Source organism: Mesorhizobium sp. BR1-1-16 (assembly GCF_020165495.1).
In the GTDB taxonomy this organism is placed as follows: domain Bacteria; phylum Pseudomonadota; class Alphaproteobacteria; order Rhizobiales; family Kaistiaceae; genus Kaistia.
This window is the reverse complement of sequence record NZ_JAIUIE010000001.1, coordinates 813,882-835,657: the sequence shown is the minus strand read 5'-3', so window position 1 is coordinate 835,657 and position 21,776 is coordinate 813,882. Positions and strand designations below refer to the sequence as shown.

Genomic DNA, 21,776 nt, shown 5'->3' with positions numbered 1-21,776 from the left:
GTTGCGCTCAAGCGCGATGAACGATCGCGCCGCGCGCCTCGATCTCGGCCGTCATCGTATCTGGTACAGACGCTTCCGTGACGAGATGGGCCACCGCCGTCATCGGCGCGACGCGATAGGGCGCGGCCGTCGCCAGCTTGTCGGCGATCGCGGCCACGGCAACGCTTCGGCTGTTGCGGACCATCGCCCGCTTTGCCTCGGCGTCATCAGGATCGAAGGCCGTCACGCCCGCTGACGCGTCGAGCGCGCAGGCGCCGAGAAATGTCAGGTCGCCGCTGAGCCCATCAATGGCCCGCACGGTGTCGGCGCCGAGACAGGCGCCTGTCGAGGCCTCGAACGCGCCACCAAGAACGATCAGCTTCACATCGGGATTATCGGCGAGAACGCTGGCGACGCCGAGCGCATTCGTGGCGACCGTCAGTTCCATGCCCGGCGGCAGCGCGCGTGCAATAGCGATGTTGGTCGAGCCTGCGTCTATGAAGACGAACTGGCCCGGCACCAGAAGCTTGACCGCTTCAGCAGCCAGCCGCGCCTTGACCGCGGGCGCGATGGTGGCACGGACGCCGACCGGGCCAAGATCGGGAGCGGCGGCCACAGCGCCGCCATAGACACGGCGGCACGCCCCGGCCCGTGCCAGTTCGCGCAGGTCGCGACGGACGGTGTCTTCGGAAACGCCAAAGCGCGCCACGAGGTCGTTCGCCAGAACCTGCCCATGCGTCGTCAGCAGGTCACGGATAACCCGGTAGCGTTCCTCAGCGAGGATATGAATGTTTACACCCATTCATGCACGTTCTTGCATGATTGGGCGGAGCATGCAATATCTCGCCTCCCCCAGGGTGCTGCTTCGGCCCGCCTCCCGCCCTCCTTCGATCGAGAATAGCGATGCGCTTCGGCCTGCCGCTCGGACCTCAGCACCGCATTTATGCGGCGTTCGCCGTCTACGCTTTCAGCATGGGCAACATCTTCCCGCGCCTGCCGGACATCAAGGCCGCCATGGGCGTGCAGGAAGGCGCGCTCGGGCTCAGCCTGATCGGAACGCCGCTCGGCACGCTCGTCTCGCTGACGGTTGCCGCACCTTTTCTGGAGCGCATCGGCTTCCGCCGGGCACTTCTGCCGCTCATTCCGCTCGTCGCGCTCGGCTATGCGATCGCGAGTCATGCCCCCTCGCCGCTCGCCTTCTTCCTGCTGCTGTTCCCGGTCGGCGTCCTGCTCGGCTGCGTCGAGATCATTCTCAACGTCGAGGCCGACCGCACCGAGTTCCTCGTCGGGCGGCGGATCATGAACCGCGCGCATTCCTTCTGGAGCATCGGCTTCTTCAGCGCGGGCCTGTTCGGCGGGGTTGTTGCCCATCTCGGCGTGCCGGTGCAAATACATCTCGCGCTGGTCGTGCTGATCTCCATCCTCGGCGTCACGGTGTTCCTCGGCGGCTACCAGCCCTCGCCGAAGCGCGAGACAAGCCAAACGGCCACGCCGAAATTCGCGCGGCCGACCGGGGCCATCCTCGTGCTTGTCGCGGTGACGCTGTCGGCGATGCTCATGGAGGGTGCCAGCCTCGACTGGTCGGCCATCTATATGCGCAACGTCTTCGAAGCGGGGCCTTTCCTCGCTGCGTTCGCGGTCGCCGTGTTTGCCTTCTGCCAGGCAACGACCCGCTTCTTCGCCGACAGCTTCGTCGATCGCCATTCGCCGGCAGCGGTGGCACGCACGCTGATCGTCGTCATGGCCGTTGGCATCGTGCTCGTGTTCTTCTCGCCGATGTCGGCAGTGTCGCTGCTTGGTTTCGCGATGCTTGGCGTCGGTTCCGGGACGCTGTTCCCGCTTGCGGTCTCGGCGGCAGCACAGCGGACCGACCGGCCCGCGGCGATCAATGTCGCCGCGCTGACGCAGATCGCGTTCGTCGTGTTCCTGCTCGGGCCGCCGCTGCTCGGCTTCGTCGCCGAGCATTGGGGCATCCGCTCGGCCTTCGGGCTCGGCCTGCCGCTGGTCGTCGTCAGCTTCCTGACCGCCGGCTCGCTCGGCAAAAAACCCGTTCGCCCCAAGCCGGAAGGCGAAGCTGTCGCCAAGGCCTCGGCGCATCAGGACGCCTTCTAGGTCTGCTCAAAAGAAGGTCTCGAGAAAGGCTGCGGCCTCGTCCGAGAGGCCGACGATCTTGTCGGTCGCCTGCCGGTAGAACTTGAAATTGAGCTCCGTCCCGGGCTGGTCATCGCCCCATTCCTTGAGCGGCTTCAGTTCGAGCCGCCCGAGCGGACGCAGTGCGCGGCCGGTTACGCGCACCGCGATCGAGACGCGCGGCGTTTGCCTCGCAATGCCCGCGGCGAGGGGAACTGCATCTGCCCGCGTTACCGCGCCGCGCGCGAACAGGCCGCGCCCGCCCTCATTTTCGCTCGCGAAGAGATAGATTGTGTCGCCGACGCTGATCTGCTTGCCGCCATACATTGTCTTGGCGGCTTCGAAGGCGAAATGGGCCGCAGCGATATCGGCCACAGCCGCCTTGATCGCATAGGCCATCCGACCTGCCCCGCCGGCCCGCTATTGGAAAGATGGCTCGGTGAAGCTGCGAAGCTTGCGCGAATGGAGCCGCTCCGGCGCCATCTCGCGCAGCTTTTCCAGTGCTCGGATCCCGATCTCGAGATGCTGTCCGACCTGCGTGCGATAGAACTCCGAGGCCATGCCGGGCAGCTTCAATTCACCATGCAGAGGCTTGTCGGAAACGCAGAGCAGCGTTCCATAGGGCACGCGGAAGCGGAAGCCGTTGGCAGCGATGGTGGCCGATTCCATATCGAGCGCTACCGCGCGCGACTGCGAGAACCGCTGCACCGGCTCCCGATGGTCGCGCAGTTCCCAGTTGCGGTTGTCGATCGTGGCGACCGTGCCAGTGCGCATGATCCGCTTCAGATCATAGCCCTCAAGCCCGGTGACTTCCTCGACAGCCTCTTCCAGCGCCACCTGCACTTCGGCGAGCGGCGGGATCGGGATCCAACTCGGCAGATCGGCATCGAGGACGTGGTCTTCGCGGACGTAGCCATGCGCCAGGACATAATCGCCAAGCGCCTGGCTGTTCCTGAGGCCCGCGCAATGGCCAAGCATGAGCCAGGCATGCGGGCGCAGCACCGCGACATGGTCGGTGATCGTCTTGGCGTTGGAAGGGCCAACGCCGATATTGATCATCGTGATGCCGGCTGAGGCGCCGAATTTCAGATGATAGGCCGGCATCTGCGGCAGGCGTGGTGGCGCGCGGCCTGAAATCGGCTCCTGGTGCCCGGCCGGAGTCACGAGATTGCCGGGTTCGACGAAGGCCGAATAGCCACCCCCGCCCTCGGCCATCAGCTTTCGGGCGCGAACGCAGAACTCGTCGATGTAAAACTGGTAGTTGGTGAAGAGCACAAAATTCTGGAAGTGCTCGGCCCCGGTCGCCGTGTAGTGGGCGAGCCGGAACAGCGAATAATCGATCCGCGGTGCCGTGAACGGGGCCAGCGGCAGGGGCGTGCCCGGCACGGGTTCATAGGTGCCGTTGACAATCGCATCATCGGTGACGGCGAGATCCGGGACATCGAAAATGTCGCGCAGCGGACGCGCGATCCGCTCGGCGAGCTCGCCCTCGACATGGACGCCGTTTGGAAACGCGAAATGCAACGGGATCGGCAGGCTCGACGGCCCGATCATCACGGGGACGCCGTGATTGCGCAGCAGCAGGCGGATCTGCTCGGTCAGATAGGTCCGGAACAGATCCGGCTGCGTCACTGTGGTTGCGTAGTCGCCCGGTCCGGATACATGGCCATAGGCAAGGCGCGTGTCGACCTTGGCGAAGCTTGAGGTGCTGATCGCGATCTGCGGGTAAGTGGCGCGGACGCGGCCTGCCGGCACGTCGCCCTTCAGCATGGCGAAGAATCGATCGCGCAAGTGCTTGGTATGGGCGTCGTAGATTTCGATCAGCCGGGCGACGGCCTCGACGGCGTCCGTGAAGCCTTCAGTGGGAAACGGAGGCGGCAGATCGAACGGGATCGTCTCGCGCGGATAGTCTCGTGTCATCATGCACCCCTCAATGGGGCGAGACTGTCCGCCAGCCGGCCTGCCCGGTCAAGGCATGCCGGCTGGGACAATTGCACTCTCTCAGACGAGCTTGGCGTCGAGCGAGATCGGCACGGCCTTCAGCGCCTTGGAGACCGGGCATCCTTCCTTGGTCGCTGCCGCGATCTCATCGAAAGCCGCCTTGTCGATGCCCTGCACCTTCGCTTCCGTAACGAGCTGGATCGACGTGATCTCGAAGCCGCCGGAAACCGGATCGACCTTGACCTTCGCGGTCGTCTTGACACTGTCGACCGTGTGGCCGGCGCCGCTCAGGCCGGCAGCCAGCGCCATCGAGAAGCAGGCGGCATGCGCCGCGGCGATTAGTTCCTCGGGATTGGTGCCAACGCCGTTCTCGAAGCGCGACGAGAAATTGTACTGGCCCTCATAGGCTCCGCTGCCGAGTTTCACCGAACCTTTGCCGGCCTTGAGATCGCCCTGCCATTCGGCGTCCGAAATACGTGTCGGCATTCGTTTCTCCCTTGAACGGCCACCGGCAAACCCGGCGGATTGCAATCGGGACCGTTGCGGCCCCGCGCTTCAAACTAGGGTCGGGAGATCACCACGCCAAGACGCGACCATGTCGCCAAGTCCGAAAACCACTTCAATGCGCGCCGAACACGCCCTCCTTGGGCCTTGCATAGCGCGGCAGGAAAAAGGTCAGGAAGCCGACGATCACCATCGCGGCCGCTCCGAAGCCGGTCGACCAGACGAAGGCGCTGACGAAATCCTGCGCCGTGATGGCGAGACGGCCAAAGAACACGACCCCGGTCAGCGCGATTCCCATCGCGGTGCCGACCTGGCCGACGGCACTGACGACGCCCGAAGCCGAGCCGGCGTGGCGCACGGGCACGTCGACCAGCACGAAATTGAATACCGGCGAGACGATCAGCCCCATGCCGATGCCACCGATGATCAGCGTCGGGATCATGTCGACCGGCGTCACGTCGTGACCGAGCCAATCCGCCGTTACGCCAAGGCCCGCGATGGCGGCGGCCAGCACGAAGCAGCCTACGGTCAGCACAAGACGCCCGAAGCGCGGCACGAGCAGCGGACCCGACGCCCCCGCCGCTACCGCGACGCCGAGCGAGAACGGGATGCCCGTCAGGCCCGCCTCGAGCACGGAGAATCCGAGACCGAGCTGCATGTAAAGCGTCTGTGTCAGGAAGAAGCCGCCGACGACGCCGAAAAAGCTGCCGGCGATCAGGATGCCCATGACAAAGGACCGGTAGCGAAAAAGGCCGGGAACAACGAGCGGCGAACCGTCGATGCGATCACGCCGCCGCTGGCTCCAGGCGAACAGCAAGAAGGCCGGAAAGGACGCCGCGATCATGACGAAGCCCCAGAGCGGCCAACCCTGCTCGCGGCCCTGAATGAGCGGGAAGGTCAGGAGGCTCATCGCCAGCAGCGCCAGCACCGTGCCGGTCAGGTCGAGCTTCAGCGGATGCGGCGATCGCGCGTTCGGCAGCGCGAACCAGGCGGCGACGAGCGCGAAAATACCGACCGGGACATTGACGAGGAAGATCATGCGCCAGCCGAGGCCGAAGAGGCTGCTTGCCACCAGCAGCGCCCCGAGGATCGGCCCCAGCACGCTGGCAAGGCCCGCAATGGCGCCGTAATAGGCCGAGATGTGCTGCCTTTCGCGCGGATCGACATAGAGTATCTGGATCATCGACATGATCTGCGGGACCATGATCGCCGCAGTCGCCCCCTGGAACAGGCGGGCGGCCACAAGGCCATGGCCCGTCGTCGAGAAGCCGCAGACAGCTGAGGCAAACGTGAAGCCCGCCATGCCGATCAGAAACATCGTCTTGTAGCCGTAGATATCGCCGAGCCGGCCGCCCGGGATCAGGAACAGCGCAAAGGTGAGCGCATAGCCGGCGACGATCCACTGGATGGCAGCGTAGTCTGCGCCGATACCGTTCTGGATCGAGGGTATGGCCACATTGACGATAGTGCCGTCGAGGATGTCCATGAAGAAGGCGAGAAGGACCACCAGAACCGCAATGCGTCGCGCCATGCCTTTGAGAGGCGGTTCGACGGTTGGATCCGCCACGGCGCTCGTCTGTACATCCAACGTGTCGTCTCCCCTTCGGCAAGCCCGTCCTGAGCCTTCAGCCGCCGTCACGCTCCAGCGGACCGCGACGGTATATACGAATTCTCAGCCGGCGCGGTGCCCCTTCGATGCTGCGACCGAATGAACCGGAACGACATTTCCGAAGCGGACGTGGATGAGGACGCGGCGACCTATGCACCGGCGCGCTCTCGCACTAGTGTGCCGCCCATGAAGATAGCCACCTGGAACATCAATGGAGTGAGGGCCCGCATCGAGACGGCCGTCGCCTGGGTGCGCGAGGCCCAGCCGGACATCGTCTGCCTGCAGGAGATCAAGACGGTCGACGAGGGCTTTCCGTCCACGGCCTTCGAGGATCTCGGCTACAATGTCGCGACGCATGGCCAGAAGGGCTTCAACGGCGTCGCCTTGCTCTCGAAGCTGCCCTTCGACGAGGTCAATCGCGGCCTGCCCGGCGATGATGGCGACGAACAGGCGCGCTTCATCGAAGGCGTGTTCTCAGTGCCGTCGGGCGCCCTTCGCGTCGTTTCGCTCTACCTGCCGAACGGCAATCCCATCGGCACCGAGAAATTCACCTACAAGCTTGCCTGGATGGAGCGGCTCAGGACCTGGGCCGCGTCGCGGCTCCTGACCGAGGAACCGCTGGTGCTAGGCGGTGACTACAATGTCATCCTCGAGCCGCGCGACGCCAAGGATCCATCGCTCTGGACGGCCGACGCGCTGTTCCAGCCCGAGAGCCGCCAGGCACTGCGCGCGATCGAAGCGCTCGGTTTTGCCGATGCGCTGCGCGCCACGACGGATGCAGGCGGGCTTTACACGTTCTGGGACTACCAAGCCGGAGCCTGGCAGAAGAACAACGGCATCCGCATCGACCATCTGCTGCTTTCGCCGCCGGCCGCCGATCATCTTGTGTCGGTCGGAATCGACAAGCATGTCCGCGCCTGGGAGAAGCCGTCAGACCATGTGCCGGTCTTCGTCGAGCTTTCACTGTGAGCGACGCCATTACCGGCGGCTGCCTGTGCGGCCGGATCCATTACCGGATCGACAAACCGCCGCGCCTCGTTTGCCACTGCCATTGTCGCCTCTGCCAACTCGCGGGCGGGGCGCTGTTCTTGACTTGGGCAACGTTTGACGCCGCCGCCTTCCATCTGACGGCCGGCGAACCAGCGATCCACGAATCGTCCGCGCTTGGCCGGCGGCATTTCTGCGCCGATTGTGGCACGCCCCTGATGATGACGATGACCGACGACAACATCCGCGTCGACGTCACCCTCGCCTCGCTGGACGAGCCCGACCGTTTTCCCGCCCAACATAATATCTGGGTCGGCAGCCGCCGTAGCGCTGCAAAGGGGTTCGATAGCGCCCTGCCCTCGCATCTCGACGAACCTGAAGGCTAGAGCGGTTATGATTGATCCGCTTCAGCGGTCAACACTGCCAGTCCGCTAGCCCTTGTTTCAGGCGCTCGGCGTGAAAGTCTACGCCTCGCCAGAGACAGCTTTCGTCTGTCGAAATCAGTGTTCCTTCAGGCGCTATCCTTCAGGAATCTGTTTTTCCTACACTTCCGTGCATCACAGCTGCCGATCCCTGCGGATCGCAGTTCAACCGTTATTTATTCTGGTTTTGACTGCGGCTGATCAGTATTGCTAGCTTGTAGGGAAGCCATGTCGGCAGACTGCGATAGGGATGGCCCTTGGGCAATCTCAAGCGATGACGCCGGGCGTTTCTTGCTTCATAGCGAGCTCGACGCGCACTCATAGGTAGAGGATAGATGCTCACCGCCGGATCCACCGGCCTCATCAACGTCATGACTGCTCCTGAAGAGTACATCGTTCAGCACAGCAAGTTCCATCGCGCCGCATGTCTGCGGCACGCGCTCATGATTCACCGATACAATTGAAACTGCTGTACTTTTTGCCACCCCGCGTGAAACATATCGGCTTGCCCTACCCGGCGGAATGGCAAAAAATGGATCAGTTTCAAATCGCCGAACGAAAACCGCAGGTAGGCGTTGATTCGTACGACGAACCCAAATGGAGCGAGGTCGGCAGGTTGTGGTGATAGATTTCGACACGCCGATCTCTGCCTCGTGGCAGGGAACTGCCAATGAAGCAGTGGCGGCGGGGGCAAAAGCTTTGCGAGCGTTGCCGCAGTATAATTCTGAGGTTACCGCGCTTTTAGTCGAATTACTTGAGAATTATACGTCCCGTCCGCTATTGCATATTGTTATGAACGATCGCGGCCGGTTCCTTGTAATGCTGTCCGCGCGCCATCTCCACCATTCGCCCGATAGAAGAGGCCACAGACTTTCAAAGGTCCGTCTCGCTGCTTTTTGCGAAGAATGGCAAATCTGCAGTCGCGGACGGGCACGCGCGATCGCGTCGACGTTGCGCTGGGCTGGCTTGCTCACGGCCGGTCCGAGCGTCGAGGATGGGCGCGCAAGGCCCATCGTGCCGACCGCGGAAATGAACGAGGTGCTGGATGGCCTCTGGCGGCGGCTCTATGAGATGATCGCGCGTCTCTTTCCGCAGCACGCCCATATCCTCATGGGCCTCGATGACAACGAGGCATTCGTCCGCAGGGCCGAATGGGCGCTCATCTCGCTGAACAAGTCTGGTCTTCGCCTTCTCGACCACGCCCCTCGGCTTCGCGCGCTCGCCGAACGCAACGGCGGACTTGCGATTGCCGTCGTCACGATGTTCAGAATCGCCAGTGGCCGGCCACCGCAGTCCGTCGCCGCCCTGGCTCGTCAGTTCAGCGTCTCGCGAGCGCATATCCGTCAGGTGATGCAGATCGCCGAGATGGACGGCCTTCTCAGTACCGGCGCTCAATCTGCCGGTGGCGTCGAGGATTTTCGGCTGTTCGACGAACTCGCCAATCTGGTGGCTTCGCTGCTGGTGATCCTGATCGAAGCGGGATCGGCGAACGCCCACTCAGCGGACGCTCCCTGAGCCTACCGCTCCGCGAGGCGCCGGCCGACCTTTAGCGGCTATCTCGGAAATTCAATCCCCATCTCGCGATAGCGCTCGGGATCGTCACCCCAGTTTTCCCGAACCTTGACGAAGAGAAACAGGTGGACGGGCTTTTCGGCCATCTGCTGAATGTCGGCGCGTGCCGCCATGGAGATCGCCTTGATGGTCTCGCCCTTGTGGCCGATTACGATCCGCTTCTGGCTCTCGCGCTCGACATAGATCGTCTGCTCGATCCGCGCCGACCCATCGTCCTGATCCTTCCACTGCTCCGTCTCGACCGTCGAGGCATAGGGCAGTTCGTCATGCAGTCGAAGGAACAGTTTCTCGCGCGTGATCTCGGCCGCCAGCGCCCGGAGCGGCAGGTCGGAGACCTGATCATCGGGATAGAGCCATGGTCCAGCGGGAACAGCACCAGCGAGATAGCTTAGGAAATCCCCGCAGCCATCGCCTGAGAGAGCCGAGATCATGAAGGTCTGTTCGAAGCGTACCCGATCGTTGGCCTTCATGGCCATTTCGAGCAACACGTCGCGCCGGACCTGATCGATCTTGTTGAGGATCAGAATCTTGGGCTGGCGCACATCCGCAAGCTTGCCAAGAATCCCGTTCACATCATCGCCAAGCCCACGTTCTGCGTCGACCAACAGCGAGACGAGATCGGCGTCCTTGGCGCCGCCCCAGGCCGTATCGACCATGGCGCGGTCAAGCCTGCGCTTCGGACGAAAGATGCCGGGCGTGTCGACGAAGATGATCTGGGAGACGCCTTCCAGCGCGATGCCGCGCATGATCGCGCGCGTCGTCTGAACCTTGTGAGTGACAATCGAAATCTTGGTGCCGACGAGACGGTTTAACAGCGTCGACTTGCCAGCGTTCGGCGCGCCGATCAGCGCCACGAAGCCGCAGCGGGTCTCGAGCGGCTTCAAAGGCGCGTCTTCGGACGTCCTGTCTGCGGACGTGTGATCATCAATGGGTGCCATGGGTTTCGGGCCTCCAGACCCCCTGTGCGACCAGAACGGCGGTCGCCGCCTTTTGCTCGGCCTCTCGTTTGGATCGCCCGGCACCGATCACGATGGGCATGCTGTCGATGGTGACAGCGACGCGAAAACTCGGCGCATGGTCCGGACCGCTGCGCTCCACGATTTCATAGGTCGGAGCGGCAAGGCCCCGGCCCTGGACCCATTCCTGAAGGGTCGTCTTTGCGTCGCGCAACGGACCGTTCCAGTTGAGCATCCGCGCCTGCCAATGGGCAGCGATGAAATCATGCGCCACCGTAAGGCCGCCGTCGAGATAAAGTGCGCCGATCACCGCCTCGCAGACATCGCCGAGGATCGCAGCCTTCTTGCGGCCACCAGACTGAATCTCGCCGCCGCCAAGGCGGATCCAGTTGCCGAGCCCGATTTCGAGCGCCACCTCGGCGCAGCTCTCATTGCGCACCAGGGCGGTCAGCCGGCGCGCGAGTTCGCCCTCCTCGGCCTCAGGAAAGGCGGCAATCAGCATGTCGGCAATGACCAGCGCCAAGACGCGGTCGCCCAGGAACTCCAGCCGCTGGTAGCTCGCGGCATGGCCGAGATGCGCTTCCGCCACGGCGCTCGCATGCGTCAGCGCACGTTCGAGGAGATCGATCGTCGTGAAGCGATGGCCAAGACTCTGTTCCAGGGGAGCAAGACCGTGGGGCATCAGATCAGCTTGAAAATGCGGTCAAAGCGAACCGTCCAGGGCCAGCGCCAGAACTGCCAGGCCGGCTCGCCTTCCTTGACCGAGAAGAAGATCAGGCCGGCGCGGCCGACGAAATTCTCGAACGGGACATAGCCGACCGCGCCGAGGACGCGGCTGTCGGTGGAATTGTCCCTGTTGTCGCCCATCATGAAATAGTGATCGGGCGGAACCTCGAAGACCTGTGTGTTGTCGGAGAAGCTGTGCGGATCGAGGTCGAGCACTGTATAGCTCACGCCGTTCGGCAGCGTTTCCTTGTAACGCGAGACCCGCACCTCGGCACCGAACTCATCCGTCGTCGTATAGTCGTCGATCTTCTCCTTCGGCACCGGCTTGCCGTTGATCTGGAGTACACCGTCGATCATCTGGATCTTGTCGCCCGGAAGGCCGATCACGCGCTTGATGTAATCCACGGACGGATCGCGCGGCAGTTTGAAGACCGCGACATCGCCCCGCTCCGGCGGCGATGACCAGATGCGCCCTGAAAAGATGTCCGGCGCGAAGGGCAGCGAATAGCGGCTGTAGCCATAAGCGTATTTCGACACAAACAGATAGTCGCCGACCAGGAGCGTGTCCTTCATCGACCCGGAGGGGATGTTGAACGGCTGAAACAGGAAGGTGCGCACGATCAGCGCCAGCACCAGCGCCTGGACGATGATCTTGACGGTTTCGCCAAAGCCGCCGCGGTCAGACTTGTATGTGTCGCCGGCCAAGCTCATCCGCCTTTCCATCCATCGCGCCGTGAAACCCTCTCAGGCGGATGGTTCTCTTATCGGCTTCTCCGGCAGCGTGCAACGCGGCGGCGGGACCCTGCGTCACGGTGCAGACGGCAGCGCCTCAATGATGACGAAGGCCTGGGCGAGTGGATATTCGTCGGTGATCGTCAAGTGGATGACCGCCCGGTGTCCGGCCGGCACGAGATGCGCCAGACGATCGGCGGCGCCACCGGTCAGATGCATCGTCGGCTGGCCGGTCGGCAGATTGACGACGCCCATGTCGCGCCAGAATACGCCGTGGCTGAGCCCGGTTCCGAGGGCCTTGGCGCAGGCCTCCTTCGCGGCGAAACGTTTGGCATAGGACGCTGCCCGCTCCTTGCGGCGGTCGGAGCGCGCCTTCTCGGTCTCGGTGAAAATACGGTCAATGAAGCGGTCGGCAAACCGCGCGATCGACTTCTCGACGCGGCGAATATCGATCAGGTCGCTGCCGAGGCCGATGATCATGTTGCTAAAGCCTCTGTTCGGCTGGCGACCCAGAAACAAATCCGCCGCAAACCTGATTCCGAAGATTTTCGTAGGCCCGCGCCTCGGCTTCAAGGCCTCGCCACAGGTCACTGTGCAGGGCCTGCGGTTCGCCGCAGACAGCGCGGAGAGAACTCGCAGTCCGCAGCAGAGACACCCTGTCGCGGTACACCGGACACTTCACTCCAATGTCTGCACTGGCGACCTGCGCCAGTTGCTCATCCGATCGGACCAATGCGGTCTGCAGGTCAACAATGCGTCCAGAGCAGCTCGACTCGACGTGCGTCGTCCTTAGGACAAGAATGCCCCCCAACACCAGCGCCACGCACGCGAATGCTAAGGCCTGCACCAGACTCGGCATCTCAAAGCTCTCCGGGCGCTATCGAACAGTCTGGTGGATAGGATCGATCCGATTCTGTCCGAAGCCCCGCGCCTCGTCCATCGCCACGCGCATTCGCCGTATGGAAGCTTCCAGTCCGACGAACACTGCCTCGCCGATCAGGAAGTGGCCGATGTTGAGTTCGCGCACTGCCGCAATCGCGGCCACGGGACCGACCGTATCGTAGGAGAGGCCGTGGCCGGCATGGATCTCCAGCCCGGCGGCAGCGCCGTGACGCGCGGCCTCGACGAGGCGGTGCGTCTCCGCGGCGAATGCGTCGGCGCCACTTTCGTGGGCTTCGCAATAGGTTCCGGTGTGAAGCTCTACGACCGGTGCGCCGAGTTCGGTAGCGGCTTCGATCTGGCGCGGGTCGGGCGCGATGAACAGCGAGACGCGAATGCCGGCCGCGCCGAGCTCATCGACGATCGGCCTCAGGTTGGCGATCTGCCCGGCGGCATCGAGGCCGCCTTCGGTCGTGCGCTCCTCGCGCCGTTCCGGCACGATGCAGGCGGCATGCGGCCGATGGCGAAGGGCGATCGCCACCATCTCGCGCGTCGCCGCCATTTCAAAGTTGAGCGGCACGGTCAGCTCGGCTTTCAGCCGATCGATATCGGCATCGCGGATATGGCGACGGTCTTCACGAAGATGCGCCGTGATGCCGTCCGCCCCGGCAGCCACAGCGAGCTCAGCCGCCCGCAGCGGATCGGGATGGGCGCCGCCTCGCGCGTTGCGGATCGTGGCAACGTGGTCGATGTTGACCCCAAGGCGGAGCGGTTCGAAACGAGGCATCGGACTTTGCTCCCTCAGGGATGGACGATCAAAAACGACTGCCATGCAGTTGGCGCCGGCGGATGGCGAAGCGTTCACGGCGCGCCGTCTGGAACGCCTCGGCCGCGAAGAACACGGCGATATAGGAGATTCCGCCCGCCACGATCGCGATTGGGATAGAGCCGATCAGCATCGGCTCGATGACCGGCCAGATGTTGTGAAACGAATCCGTCAGCAAGCGATGCGTCAGCTCTTCCGCCGTCTTGGAGTGATTGGCTCTGCCAAACCAGCCAAGGATGACATTGCCCGTCTCGTAGGTCGCAAACCAGATGAAGGGAAAGGTCAGCGGGTTGCCTATCGTGGTGCCGAGGACCGCCGCCAGCACATTGCCGCGCACCAGGAAGGCAGCCACAAAGCAGAGCAGATAATGGAAACCGATGAACGGCGTCATGGCCAGCGCGATACCGGCAGCAAAGCCCGCCGCTATCGAATGCGGCGTTCCCGACAGGCGCAGCAGCCGCTTGCCATAATAGCGCAGCGCTCGTCCCCAGCCGCGCTTCGGCCAAAGGAAATGGTTGAGCTTCTGGTGGAGACGCAGGGGGTGACGACGACGAAACAACATGACGGCGAACTATAGCCGATCCATTCAGGAGAGATTGCGGCTGCCGGGCTTGACGGCGGGAATAGATTTGAGTTCCGGCGGCAGATCGTCGACGGGATAGGCCGGCACCTTGTAATCCGCCAGCGCGATGAGCGGAACGCCGACATCGGCTTCGCCGGCCGACCGATCGATCAGGCAGGCAACCGCGACTACAGTGCCGCCCAGCGCCTGGATCGCCTCGATGGTCTCGCGGCTTGAAAGCCCCGTCGAGATGATGTCCTCGACGACGAGGACGCGCGCGTTTTCCGGCAGGTCGAACCGGCGGAGACGGAAGACCCCGCCTTCGCGCTCGACCCAGAGGGCAGGCACGCCCAGATGGCGCGCCGTTTCATAGCCTGGAATGAGCCCGCCCAGCGCCGGCGAGATGACGATATCGAATTCGAGGCCGCTCGCGCGGACTTTTGCGGCGAGCGCCTTGCAGAGCAGTTCGGTGCGATCCGGATACATGAAGACGCGCGCCTTCTGCAGGAAGACCGGGCTGTGCAGGCCGGAGGACAGGATGAAATGCCCCTCGAGCAGCGCGCCGGACTGGCGGAAGACGTCGATGACCTCGTGCTGTTCCATAGTGATTCCCAGACTGATGACGCCGATCAGGCGTTGACGCGATTGGCCGAACTGACGACGTGGCGCTCGCGCAGGTCGCTCAGCAGGCGGTTCAGATGCTTGACGTCCCACACTTCCAGATCAATCTCGATCTCGGAAAAATCAGGGGCGCTCCTGATGATTTTCAGATTGGAGATGTTGCCGTCATTGTCGGCGATGACCTGCGCCACCTGAGCCAGCGTGCCAGGCTCGTTGATCGCAACCACCTCGATGCGGGCCGGGAAGCGCTCGCGATTGGCGGCGTCGATATCCCAGCGCACATCCAGCCAGCGGTCCGGCTCGTCGTCGTAATCCTTGAGGCTCGGCGACTGGATCGGATAGATCGTGATGCCCTCGCCCGGCGTCATGATGCCGACGATGCGATCGCCGGGCACGGCGCCCCCCTCGGGCGCGAAACGCACCGGCATGTCGCCATGCAGCCCGCGGATGGGGATGGCATGCTCGGCATCGGCCGGATCGCCGCTCGGCACGCGGAAGATCATGCCGTTCGCCTTCTTGAGGCCGAACCAGCCAGCCTCGCCGCCGGTGCCAGCTCCGCCCTTCGGAACGGAGACCCGCTCTTCCTTGTGATCGGGATAGACGGCCTTCAGGACGTTGACGGACGGGATTTCGCCGCGGCCAACCGAAGCCAGCATGTCCTCGATATTCTGCTGCGCGAGGCGCGGCAGCGCTGCCTTCAGGCGGTCTTCGGAATAATCGCGGCCGGCGCGCTCGAAAGCGCGCTCGACAATCTTTCGGCCAAGCCCGGCATATTGCTTGCGGATCGCGGCGCGGGCGGCGCGGCGGATCGAGGCGCGCGCCTTGCCGGTGACTGCGATGCTCTCCCAGGCCGGCGGCGGGATCTGCCCCTTGGAGCAGATGATCTCGACCTCGTCGCCATTCTTCAATTCGGTCGTCAGCGGCATCATGCGACCGTTCAATTTGCAGCCGACGCAGGTGTCGCCGATGTCGGTATGCACCGCGTAGGCAAAATCGATCGGGGTCGCGCCGCGCGGCAGCGCGATCAGCCGGCCCTTCGGCGTGAAGCAGAAGACCTGGTCGTGGAAGAGCTCGAGCTTGGTGTTCTCGAGGAACTCCTCCGGCGTATCACCTTCCGCCAGCATCTCGACCGTGCGGCGCAGCCATGTATAGGCCCGGCTCTCGTCAGAGAGCTTTCCGCCGACCTTGTCCTTGTAGAGCGCATGCGCGGCGATGCCGTACTCGGCGACCTCGTTCATGTCCCAGGTGCGGATCTGCAGCTCGACGCGCTGGCGCCCAGGACCGACGACCGTCGTATGGATCGAGCGGTAGTCGTTCTGCTTCGGCGTCGAGATATAGTCCTTGAAGCGGCCGGGCACCGTCGGCCATGACATGTGGACGATGCCGAGCGCCGCATAACAGGCGGCATGCGTATCGACGATGACGCGAAAGCCGAGAATGTCGGAGAGCTGCTCGAAGGAAATCGCCTTCCGCTCCATCTTGCGGAAGATCGAATAGGGCCGTTTCTCGCGGCCATAGACCTGCGCCTTGATGCCGTTCTTCTCGAACTTTTCCTTGAGATCCTTTTCGATCTCGACGATGAGGCCCTGATTGCGAACGCGGATCTCGGCAAGGCGGTCGGTCACCGCCTTGTGCGCCTCGGGATTGACGACGGCGAAGGCGAGTTCCTCGAGCTCCTCGCGCATGTCGTGCATGCCCATGCGGCCCGCGAGCGGGGCATAGATCTCGAGCGTTTCCTCTGCGATGCGGCCGCGCTTCTCCACCGGCATGAAGTGGAGCGTGCGCATATTGTGCAGGCGGTCGGCGAGCTTCACCAGGAGGACGCGGACATCCTCGGAGATGGCGAGCAGCAGCTTGCGGAAATTCTCTGCCTGCGCCGCCTTCTTCGAGACGAGATCGAGCCGCTTGATCTTGGTGAGGCCTTCGACCAGCCGGCCGATATCCTCACCGAAAGTCGCGTCGATCTCGGAGCGCGTCGCGTCCGTATCCTCGATCGTGTCGTGCAGCAGCGCGACCGCGATCGTCGAATCGTCCAGCTTCAGATCCGTGAGGATGCCGGCGACTTCGAGCGGATGGGAGAAATAGGGATCGCCATTGGCGCGCTGCTGGCTGCCATGCTTCTGCATGGCGTAGACATACGCCTTGTTCAAAAGCCCCTCGTCGGCCTGCGGGTTGTACCGCTGGACACGTTCGAGGAGTTCATATTGGCGCATCATGGCGCGGCTATCCGATGACAGACTTCTGGACCGGGATCGGGCCCGGTCCCTTGCATGTCATATAGGATCGCGGCCCGCGCCGAACGACAAGCGGTTTGACGCACGCAAAGATCGCGCGCCCGCAGCCGACTAGAAGTCGTCCTGCTTGTCCGGCGGCACCATGCTCTCGAGGCCACGCAGCAGCTCTTCCTCGGACATGCGATCGAAGGCGATGGCATTGTCCTCGGCAACGTCGTCATCGCCGCCAGCGAGCAGCGGAACGTCCTGCTCCGGCTCGTCGACCTCGACATATTTCTGCAGCGAGTGGATGAGGTCCTCCTTGAGGTCCTCCGGCGCCACGGTCTCGTCGGCGATCTCGCGCAGCGCGACCACCGGGTTCTTGTCATTGTCGCGAGCGATGGTCAGAGCCGAGCCGCTGGCAATCATGCGGGCACGGTGTCCGGCCAGCAGCACGAGCTCAAAGCGATTCTCGACCTTGTCGACGCAATCTTCCACGGTCACGCGCGCCATGGCAGGTCTCCTGGAAACATGTTCGGGTTCAAGGGGGATGAATAGGTGTCGAGGCCGCAGAATGCAAGCCCCGCGCCGAAATGGCTCTAGCGTAAGCCGGCGACGGACAAGCGACGGCGAACCAGCGCCGATTTACCATCTCCACAACTTCAGGCGCCAAACCGTTTGCGGGCCGCCAGCCAACGTCCTATTTGATTCAAATCACCCGCGAAGGACGACCCGTATTTCCGTCCGAACGCGGAACGCCATTTTCAGCATTTGGATAGTCGCATCATGTTTGATTCACGCGAAAAGATAGCGCTCTTCATCGACGGGGCGAATCTCTATGCCACCGCCAAGGCCCTGGCTTTCGATATCGACTACAAGAAGCTTCTCAATGAATTCAACGGCAAGGGCAATCTGATCCGCGCCTATTATTATACGGCGCTATCGGAAGATCAGGAATATTCTTCGATCCGGCCGCTTATCGACTGGCTCGATTACAACGGCTACTCAGTAGTGACCAAGCCGACCAAGGAATTCTACGACGCAACCGGGCGCCGCAAGATCAAGGGGAATATGGACATCGAGCTCGCCGTCGACGTGATGGAGCTTGCCGACCATATCGACCACATCATCCTGTTCTCGGGCGATGGTGATTTCCGTTCGCTGGTCGAGGCGGTGCAGCGCAAGGGCCGCAAGGTCAGCGTCATCTCGACGCTTGCGACGCAGCCGCCGATGATCGCCGATGAACTCCGCCGTCAGGCCGACCATTTCATCGATATCACGACGCTGCAGTCGCGGATCGGCCGTGACCCGAGCGAGCGCGCCGTGCGCGCCGCCGAACGGGCGCAGGCGCAGGAAGCCTTCGACGACGGCTTCGACGAGGGCGTCTGATCGCGGGTATCCCGGTGAGCCTCGCCGACAGCGATGCGCCGCGCGACTGCCCGTTCTGTCCACGCCTCGTGGCATTTCGCGAGGCGTGGCGCGTCCGCGAGCCGCACTGGCACAACGCCCCGGTCCCGTCCTTCGGCAGCGCTGACGGGCGCCTGCTGATCGTTGGCCTCGCGCCAGGGCTGCGCGGCGCCAACCGCACCGGGCGTCCGTTCACGGGCGACTATGCCGGCGACCTTCTCTACGACACGCTCATCCGCTTCGGCTTCGCCGACGGGGTCTTCGAAGCGCGGCCCGATGACAGCCTCAGCCTCGTCGATACGGCGATCGTCAATGCCGTGCGTTGCGTCCCGCCCGAAAACAAGCCGACCACCGAGGAAATACGCACCTGCAGGCCGTTCCTGGCCGCGACCATCGCCACCATGCCGCGCCTCGAAATCGTCGTGGCGCTCGGCAAGATCGCGCATGATTCTCTTGTCGTTTCGATGGGCCAGAAGATGGCACACTTTGCCTTTGGCCACGGCCGTCAGCACCGGATTGGAAGGCTGGCGATCTTCGACAGCTATCACTGCTCCCGCTACAACACGAATACGGGCGTGCTGACCCCCGAGATGTTCAGGGCCGTCTTTGCAGCCGTCAGGGCAGCGCTACCGGCCTGATCAGGCTTCGTGCCAAAATAGCCACAATTGCTGGTTGATGCGCGCCCAAGAGCATATTGGCGCTCCGCAATTTGATATGTTTGCATTACCATGAGCATGTCTAGTTGGTTTGGCGGCGCGGCAAAAGCTTCGGGATACCGCCTTAAATGATCTAGAAATATTCTAAGGGTGCCTTACGCCCGCCCGCAAAGGCCAGCGTCTCCCAGTGACGGCGCGGCCCTCGAACGGAGTTTCTCAGATGCGATTGAAGACGTTCATTCTCTGCTCCGCCGCGAGCTTGGCCACGATTGGCAGCGCCCAGGCCGCCGATCTCACGATCGCCGAGCCCGTCGACTATTTGAAGGTCTGCGACGCTTTTGGCGAAGGCTTCTTCTACTCCCCCGGCACCGACACCTGCATCAAGGTCGGCGGCTATTTGAAGTTCGGCACGGCGTTTGGCGACACGGATTTCGGCTACTACAACGACAGCTATCCGACGAGCCGGTGGAGCAATTTCTTCACCGAGGCCTCGGTCCAGCTCACCGCATCGTCCGTCACCGAATTCGGCAATCTGACCGGCTTCATCGATCTTCGCGCGCAGTCTGGCAATCAGGGCAATTTCAGCGAGTCGCTGACGCAGCTCGTCAACAGCGCCACCAACTCCGCCTATATCGACAGCGGCTACCTTCAGCTCGGACCGGTCCAGGCCGGCTATTTCACGTCGCTGTTCGATTTCGGCCGCGGCTACACGGATACCGAGGCGTTCGGCTCGGATTCGACCACCGACCACATCCAGTTCACCTATGCGACCGGCGGCTTTGCCTTTGCCGCCTCGGTCGAGGACCAGCGCGACCGTGACTCCGCCGGCAGCACGGACGGACTTACCAATGTCGACGGCATCTACACGATCGGCGGACAGGACAATATTCCCGACCTGATCGCGGCCATTTCCTATTCGTCGGGGATTGTCAGCGGCAAGCTGGCGGCGGCCTATGTCAACGAGGCGGTCGACGTCACTGGCGCCGGCACGGCGAGCGATCCTTATGTCGGCGCTGGCAAGGACGGCTGGGCAGTCGGCGGCGGACTGGAATTCTCGCTCGACAGCTTCTCGAAGGATGACCGCTTCTTCGTCTCCGGAGCCTATGGCAAGAATGCCAACAGCTTCACCGGCATCGCGGGCGGCACGTCGGTCTCGGATCTCGGCGGCTTCATCGACAACGAATATGCCTCGATCGCCTCGGGCACCAGCTGGAGCGCGCTTGCGTCCTACAAGCACCAGTGGAACGAAGCCGTCTATTCGGCGGTCACCGGCGGCTATGCCGAGTTCGACGGCGACGGCGCGCTGTTCAATGACTACAGCTTGAAGGCTTGGCGCGGCATCTTCTCAACGAGCTGGACGCCGGTCACCAATCTCGAGTTGATGCTGGACGGCAGCTATTCGCGCGTCGAGCAATCGGATGACAGCACCGGCGACGCCTGGGCGGTCAATCTCTGGATGCAGCGCTCCTGGTAAGCAGACACTCAGCGATCGCGGGACGGAACTTCTCCGTCTCGCGATCGATGCAGTCGAAGCTGACAGGCACGTCCGCACAAACCGGCGCCCGACAGGGCATCTCCGCCCTATGACAACCTAGAATATCCCATTTATTCAATGACTTATCGGAATAGGCCGATCTTTTGAGTCAACCGCGGTCGCGCAACACGCGGCTCTTTTCACGGTTCCAGTCGCGTTCCTTCTCGGTGGCGCGCTTGTCATGCTGCTTCTTGCCGCGCGCCAGCGCGATCTCGACCTTGGCGCGGCCCTTGTCGTTGAAGAAGATCTTGAGCGGCACGATCGTCATGCCCTCGCGCTGCACGGCAACGGCAAGCCGGCCGATCTCCTTCTTGTGCAGCAGCAGCTTCCGCGGACGGCGGGTCTCGTGGTTGAACTGGTTCGCCTGCAGATATTCCGGGATATAGGCGTTGTAGAGCCAGACCTCGCCGCCCTTCTCCGCCGCGTAGGAATCGCCGATCGTCGAACGGCCGCCGCGCAGCGACTTGATCTCGGTGCCGGTCAGCATGATGCCGGCCTCGAAGACCTGGCCGATCTCGAAATCATAGCGCGCACGGCGATTATCGGCCGCGAGCTTATAACGGGGATCGCCCGTTCCGGCGGACATCAGCACATCCTCAGTTGGTCAGACCGGCATGCACCAGGGCAGCGCGGATCGCGGTCTTCGTGGGTTCGGTGATTCCGACCAGCGGCAGGCGCACGTCGTCTTCCATCTGGCTCAACACCGAAAGGGCATACTTCGCTCCCGTCGGGTTAGGCTCGATGAACAGCGCCTGGTGCAACGGCATCAGCCGGTCCTGGTAGATCAGCGCCTTGGCAAAGTCACCGGCGAGGCATGCTGCCTGGAACTCCGCACAGAGCTTCGGGGCGACATTCGACGTCACCGAGATGCACCCGCGTCCGCCATGCGCCATGAAGGCGAGCGCAGTGGCGTCCTCGCCCGAGAGCTGGATGAAATCCGGGCCGATGGCATGGCGCGTCTGGCTGACGCGCTCGAGCTTCGCGGTCGCATCCTTCACACCGACGATGTTCGGCAGTTCGGCGAGGCGGGCCATGGTCTCGACGCTCATGTCGACGACCGAGCGCGGCGGAATGTTGTAAATGATGATCGGCAGGCCAATGGCGTCGTTGATGGCCTTGTAGTGCTGATAAAGCCCCTCCTGATTGGGCTTGTTGTAGTAGGGCGTCACCACCAGCACGGCATCGGCGCCGGCCTTCTCGGCATGGCGGGCGAGATCGATCGCCTCGCGGGTGTTGTTCGAGCCGGCTCCGGCGATGACCGGCACGCGCCCGGCGGCCATCTCGATGCACATCTCGACAACGCGCTTGTGCTCATCGTGGGACAAGGTAGGGCTCTCGCCTGTGGTGCCGACGGGGACGAGCCCGTTGGAGCCTTCGGTGATTTGCCAGTCCACGAAGCTGCGAAATGCCTCTTCATCGACGGAGCCGTTCCGCATCGGCGTGACGAGTGCCGTGATCGAACCCTTGAACATCGCGCGATTCCGCCTTGTTGCCGTCAATCGGCCCGATTCCGCCCGGAT

General features: G+C 63.2%; 23 protein-coding genes. 7 read left to right on the top strand and 16 right to left on the bottom strand.

Features of this window, described 5'->3' with window-relative positions; all coding sequences use genetic code 11:
- Positions 1-7 precede the first annotated feature (7 nt).
- On the bottom strand, positions 8-781 hold the full coding sequence (locus LB518_RS04020) for a DeoR/GlpR family DNA-binding transcription regulator (RefSeq protein ID WP_224573305.1): 774 nt from the start codon (positions 779-781) through the stop codon (positions 8-10).
- A 101-nt stretch (positions 782-882) separates the two neighbouring features.
- Between LB518_RS04020 and LB518_RS04015 the strand changes: the two genes are divergently transcribed.
- Positions 883-2,091: an MFS transporter gene (locus tag LB518_RS04015; RefSeq protein WP_224573303.1), complete on the top strand. Its 1,209-nt coding sequence runs from the start codon at positions 883-885 to the stop codon at positions 2,089-2,091.
- 6 nt (positions 2,092-2,097) lie between these two features.
- On the opposite strand, the gene LB518_RS04010 is transcribed toward LB518_RS04015, so the two are convergent.
- The 4 genes from LB518_RS04010 to LB518_RS03995 all read right to left on the bottom strand — a co-directional run bounded on the left by LB518_RS04010 (position 2,098) and on the right by LB518_RS03995 (position 6,142).
- Complete coding sequence (locus LB518_RS04010; protein WP_224573301.1) at positions 2,098-2,508, bottom strand: hypothetical protein; 411 nt, start codon at positions 2,506-2,508, stop codon at positions 2,098-2,100.
- 21 nt (positions 2,509-2,529) lie between these two features.
- Positions 2,530-4,032 (bottom strand): AMP nucleosidase, encoded by a 1,503-nt coding sequence (locus tag LB518_RS04005; RefSeq protein ID WP_502845774.1) that lies wholly within the window; start codon positions 4,030-4,032, stop codon positions 2,530-2,532.
- Between the two features lie 78 nt (positions 4,033-4,110).
- Positions 4,111-4,536, bottom strand: coding sequence for an OsmC family protein (locus LB518_RS04000; RefSeq protein ID WP_224573299.1), 426 nt, complete (start codon positions 4,534-4,536; stop codon positions 4,111-4,113).
- 133 nt (positions 4,537-4,669) lie between these two features.
- A complete protein-coding gene (locus LB518_RS03995) occupies positions 4,670-6,142 on the bottom strand; it encodes an MFS transporter (RefSeq protein WP_224573297.1) in 1,473 nt (490 codons plus the stop codon).
- A 207-nt stretch (positions 6,143-6,349) separates the two neighbouring features.
- On the opposite strand from LB518_RS03995, the gene xth reads away from it, so the two are divergent.
- The 3 genes from xth to LB518_RS03980 all read left to right on the top strand — a co-directional run bounded on the left by xth (position 6,350) and on the right by LB518_RS03980 (position 9,087).
- Complete coding sequence (xth, locus tag LB518_RS03990) at positions 6,350-7,132, top strand: exodeoxyribonuclease III (RefSeq protein ID WP_224573295.1); 783 nt, start codon at positions 6,350-6,352, stop codon at positions 7,130-7,132.
- Positions 7,129-7,536: a GFA family protein gene (locus LB518_RS03985; RefSeq protein WP_224573294.1), complete on the top strand. Its 408-nt coding sequence runs from the start codon at positions 7,129-7,131 to the stop codon at positions 7,534-7,536. The genes xth and LB518_RS03985 overlap by 4 nt, the downstream gene beginning before the upstream one ends.
- A 657-nt stretch (positions 7,537-8,193) precedes the next feature.
- On the top strand, positions 8,194-9,087 hold the full coding sequence (locus LB518_RS03980) for a hypothetical protein (RefSeq protein ID WP_224573292.1): 894 nt from the start codon (positions 8,194-8,196) through the stop codon (positions 9,085-9,087).
- 38 nt (positions 9,088-9,125) lie between these two features.
- Here the strand turns inward: LB518_RS03980 and era are convergent, their stop codons facing one another.
- From era to rpoZ, 9 genes are all read right to left on the bottom strand, one after another.
- Positions 9,126-10,082 carry a GTPase Era gene (gene era, locus LB518_RS03975; RefSeq protein WP_224573289.1) on the bottom strand — a complete coding sequence of 319 codons (957 nt, stop codon included), beginning with the start codon at positions 10,080-10,082 and terminating at the stop codon, positions 9,126-9,128.
- On the bottom strand, positions 10,069-10,782 hold the full coding sequence (gene rnc / locus LB518_RS03970) for a ribonuclease III (RefSeq protein WP_224573280.1): 714 nt from the start codon (positions 10,780-10,782) through the stop codon (positions 10,069-10,071). The genes era and rnc overlap by 14 nt, the downstream gene beginning before the upstream one ends.
- Entirely contained in the window at positions 10,782-11,537 is a 756-nt protein-coding gene (gene lepB, locus LB518_RS03965; protein WP_224573278.1) for a signal peptidase I, read from the bottom strand. The genes rnc and lepB overlap by 1 nt, the downstream gene beginning before the upstream one ends.
- 96 nt (positions 11,538-11,633) lie before the next feature.
- Positions 11,634-12,038 carry a holo-ACP synthase gene (gene acpS / locus LB518_RS03960; protein WP_224573276.1) on the bottom strand — a complete coding sequence of 135 codons (405 nt, stop codon included), beginning with the start codon at positions 12,036-12,038 and terminating at the stop codon, positions 11,634-11,636.
- Between the two features lie 397 nt (positions 12,039-12,435).
- On the bottom strand, positions 12,436-13,224 hold the full coding sequence (locus tag LB518_RS03955) for a pyridoxine 5'-phosphate synthase (protein WP_224573274.1): 789 nt from the start codon (positions 13,222-13,224) through the stop codon (positions 12,436-12,438).
- 28 nt (positions 13,225-13,252) lie between these two features.
- On the bottom strand, positions 13,253-13,825 hold the full coding sequence (locus LB518_RS03950; protein WP_224573273.1) for a DUF2062 domain-containing protein: 573 nt from the start codon (positions 13,823-13,825) through the stop codon (positions 13,253-13,255).
- A 24-nt stretch (positions 13,826-13,849) separates the two neighbouring features.
- Complete coding sequence (gene pyrE / locus LB518_RS03945) at positions 13,850-14,428, bottom strand: orotate phosphoribosyltransferase (RefSeq protein ID WP_224573270.1); 579 nt, start codon at positions 14,426-14,428, stop codon at positions 13,850-13,852.
- A gap of 26 nt (positions 14,429-14,454) precedes the next feature.
- Entirely contained in the window at positions 14,455-16,662 is a 2,208-nt protein-coding gene (locus tag LB518_RS03940) for a RelA/SpoT family protein (protein WP_224573268.1), read from the bottom strand.
- A 129-nt stretch (positions 16,663-16,791) separates the two neighbouring features.
- A complete protein-coding gene (gene rpoZ / locus LB518_RS03935) occupies positions 16,792-17,172 on the bottom strand; it encodes a DNA-directed RNA polymerase subunit omega (RefSeq protein ID WP_224573266.1) in 381 nt (126 codons plus the stop codon).
- A 273-nt stretch (positions 17,173-17,445) separates the two neighbouring features.
- Between rpoZ and LB518_RS03930 the strand changes: the two genes are divergently transcribed.
- The 3 genes from LB518_RS03930 (at position 17,446) to LB518_RS03920 (ending at position 20,196) form a co-directional block, all read left to right on the top strand.
- Positions 17,446-18,048, top strand: a complete 603-nt coding sequence (locus LB518_RS03930; RefSeq protein WP_224573264.1) for a LabA-like NYN domain-containing protein — start codon at positions 17,446-17,448, stop codon at positions 18,046-18,048.
- Positions 18,048-18,704: a uracil-DNA glycosylase gene (locus tag LB518_RS03925; protein WP_224574316.1), complete on the top strand. Its 657-nt coding sequence runs from the start codon at positions 18,048-18,050 to the stop codon at positions 18,702-18,704. The genes LB518_RS03930 and LB518_RS03925 overlap by 1 nt, the downstream gene beginning before the upstream one ends.
- A gap of 238 nt (positions 18,705-18,942) precedes the next feature.
- Entirely contained in the window at positions 18,943-20,196 is a 1,254-nt protein-coding gene (locus LB518_RS03920; RefSeq protein WP_224573262.1) for a porin, read from the top strand.
- 169 nt (positions 20,197-20,365) lie between these two features.
- On the opposite strand, the gene smpB is transcribed toward LB518_RS03920, so the two are convergent.
- Entirely contained in the window at positions 20,366-20,842 is a 477-nt protein-coding gene (gene smpB, locus LB518_RS03915; protein ID WP_224573260.1) for an SsrA-binding protein SmpB, read from the bottom strand.
- Between the two features lie 10 nt (positions 20,843-20,852).
- Complete coding sequence (gene dapA / locus LB518_RS03910; protein WP_224573258.1) at positions 20,853-21,728, bottom strand: 4-hydroxy-tetrahydrodipicolinate synthase; 876 nt, start codon at positions 21,726-21,728, stop codon at positions 20,853-20,855.
- Between the last annotated feature and the right edge of the window lie 48 nt (positions 21,729-21,776).

What these genes read in the sequence shown, in the direction of transcription:
- LB518_RS04020 (WP_224573305.1), bottom strand. Translation starts at nt 781, where the DNA reads ATGGGTGTAAACATTCATATCCTCGCTGAGGAACGCTACCGGGTTATC.
- LB518_RS04015 (WP_224573303.1), top strand. Translation starts at nt 883, where the DNA reads ATGCGCTTCGGCCTGCCGCTCGGACCTCAGCACCGCATTTATGCGGCG.
- LB518_RS04010 (WP_224573301.1), bottom strand. Translation starts at nt 2,508, where the DNA reads ATGGCCTATGCGATCAAGGCGGCTGTGGCCGATATCGCTGCGGCCCAT.
- LB518_RS04005 (WP_502845774.1), bottom strand. Translation starts at nt 4,032, where the DNA reads ATGATGACACGAGACTATCCGCGCGAGACGATCCCGTTCGATCTGCCG.
- LB518_RS04000 (WP_224573299.1), bottom strand. Translation starts at nt 4,536, where the DNA reads ATGCCGACACGTATTTCGGACGCCGAATGGCAGGGCGATCTCAAGGCC.
- xth (WP_224573295.1), top strand. Translation starts at nt 6,350, where the DNA reads ATGAAGATAGCCACCTGGAACATCAATGGAGTGAGGGCCCGCATCGAG.
- era (WP_224573289.1), bottom strand. Translation starts at nt 10,082, where the DNA reads ATGGCACCCATTGATGATCACACGTCCGCAGACAGGACGTCCGAAGAC.
- rnc (WP_224573280.1), bottom strand. Translation starts at nt 10,782, where the DNA reads ATGCCCCACGGTCTTGCTCCCCTGGAACAGAGTCTTGGCCATCGCTTC.
- lepB (WP_224573278.1), bottom strand. Translation starts at nt 11,537, where the DNA reads ATGAGCTTGGCCGGCGACACATACAAGTCTGACCGCGGCGGCTTTGGC.
- acpS (WP_224573276.1), bottom strand. Translation starts at nt 12,038, where the DNA reads ATGATCATCGGCCTCGGCAGCGACCTGATCGATATTCGCCGCGTCGAG.
- LB518_RS03955 (WP_224573274.1), bottom strand. Translation starts at nt 13,224, where the DNA reads ATGCCTCGTTTCGAACCGCTCCGCCTTGGGGTCAACATCGACCACGTT.
- LB518_RS03950 (WP_224573273.1), bottom strand. Translation starts at nt 13,825, where the DNA reads ATGTTGTTTCGTCGTCGTCACCCCCTGCGTCTCCACCAGAAGCTCAAC.
- pyrE (WP_224573270.1), bottom strand. Translation starts at nt 14,428, where the DNA reads ATGGAACAGCACGAGGTCATCGACGTCTTCCGCCAGTCCGGCGCGCTG.
- LB518_RS03940 (WP_224573268.1), bottom strand. Translation starts at nt 16,662, where the DNA reads ATGATGCGCCAATATGAACTCCTCGAACGTGTCCAGCGGTACAACCCG.
- rpoZ (WP_224573266.1), bottom strand. Translation starts at nt 17,172, where the DNA reads ATGGCGCGCGTGACCGTGGAAGATTGCGTCGACAAGGTCGAGAATCGC.
- LB518_RS03930 (WP_224573264.1), top strand. Translation starts at nt 17,446, where the DNA reads ATGTTTGATTCACGCGAAAAGATAGCGCTCTTCATCGACGGGGCGAAT.
- LB518_RS03920 (WP_224573262.1), top strand. Translation starts at nt 18,943, where the DNA reads ATGCGATTGAAGACGTTCATTCTCTGCTCCGCCGCGAGCTTGGCCACG.
- smpB (WP_224573260.1), bottom strand. Translation starts at nt 20,842, where the DNA reads ATGTCCGCCGGAACGGGCGATCCCCGTTATAAGCTCGCGGCCGATAAT.
- dapA (WP_224573258.1), bottom strand. Translation starts at nt 21,728, where the DNA reads ATGTTCAAGGGTTCGATCACGGCACTCGTCACGCCGATGCGGAACGGC.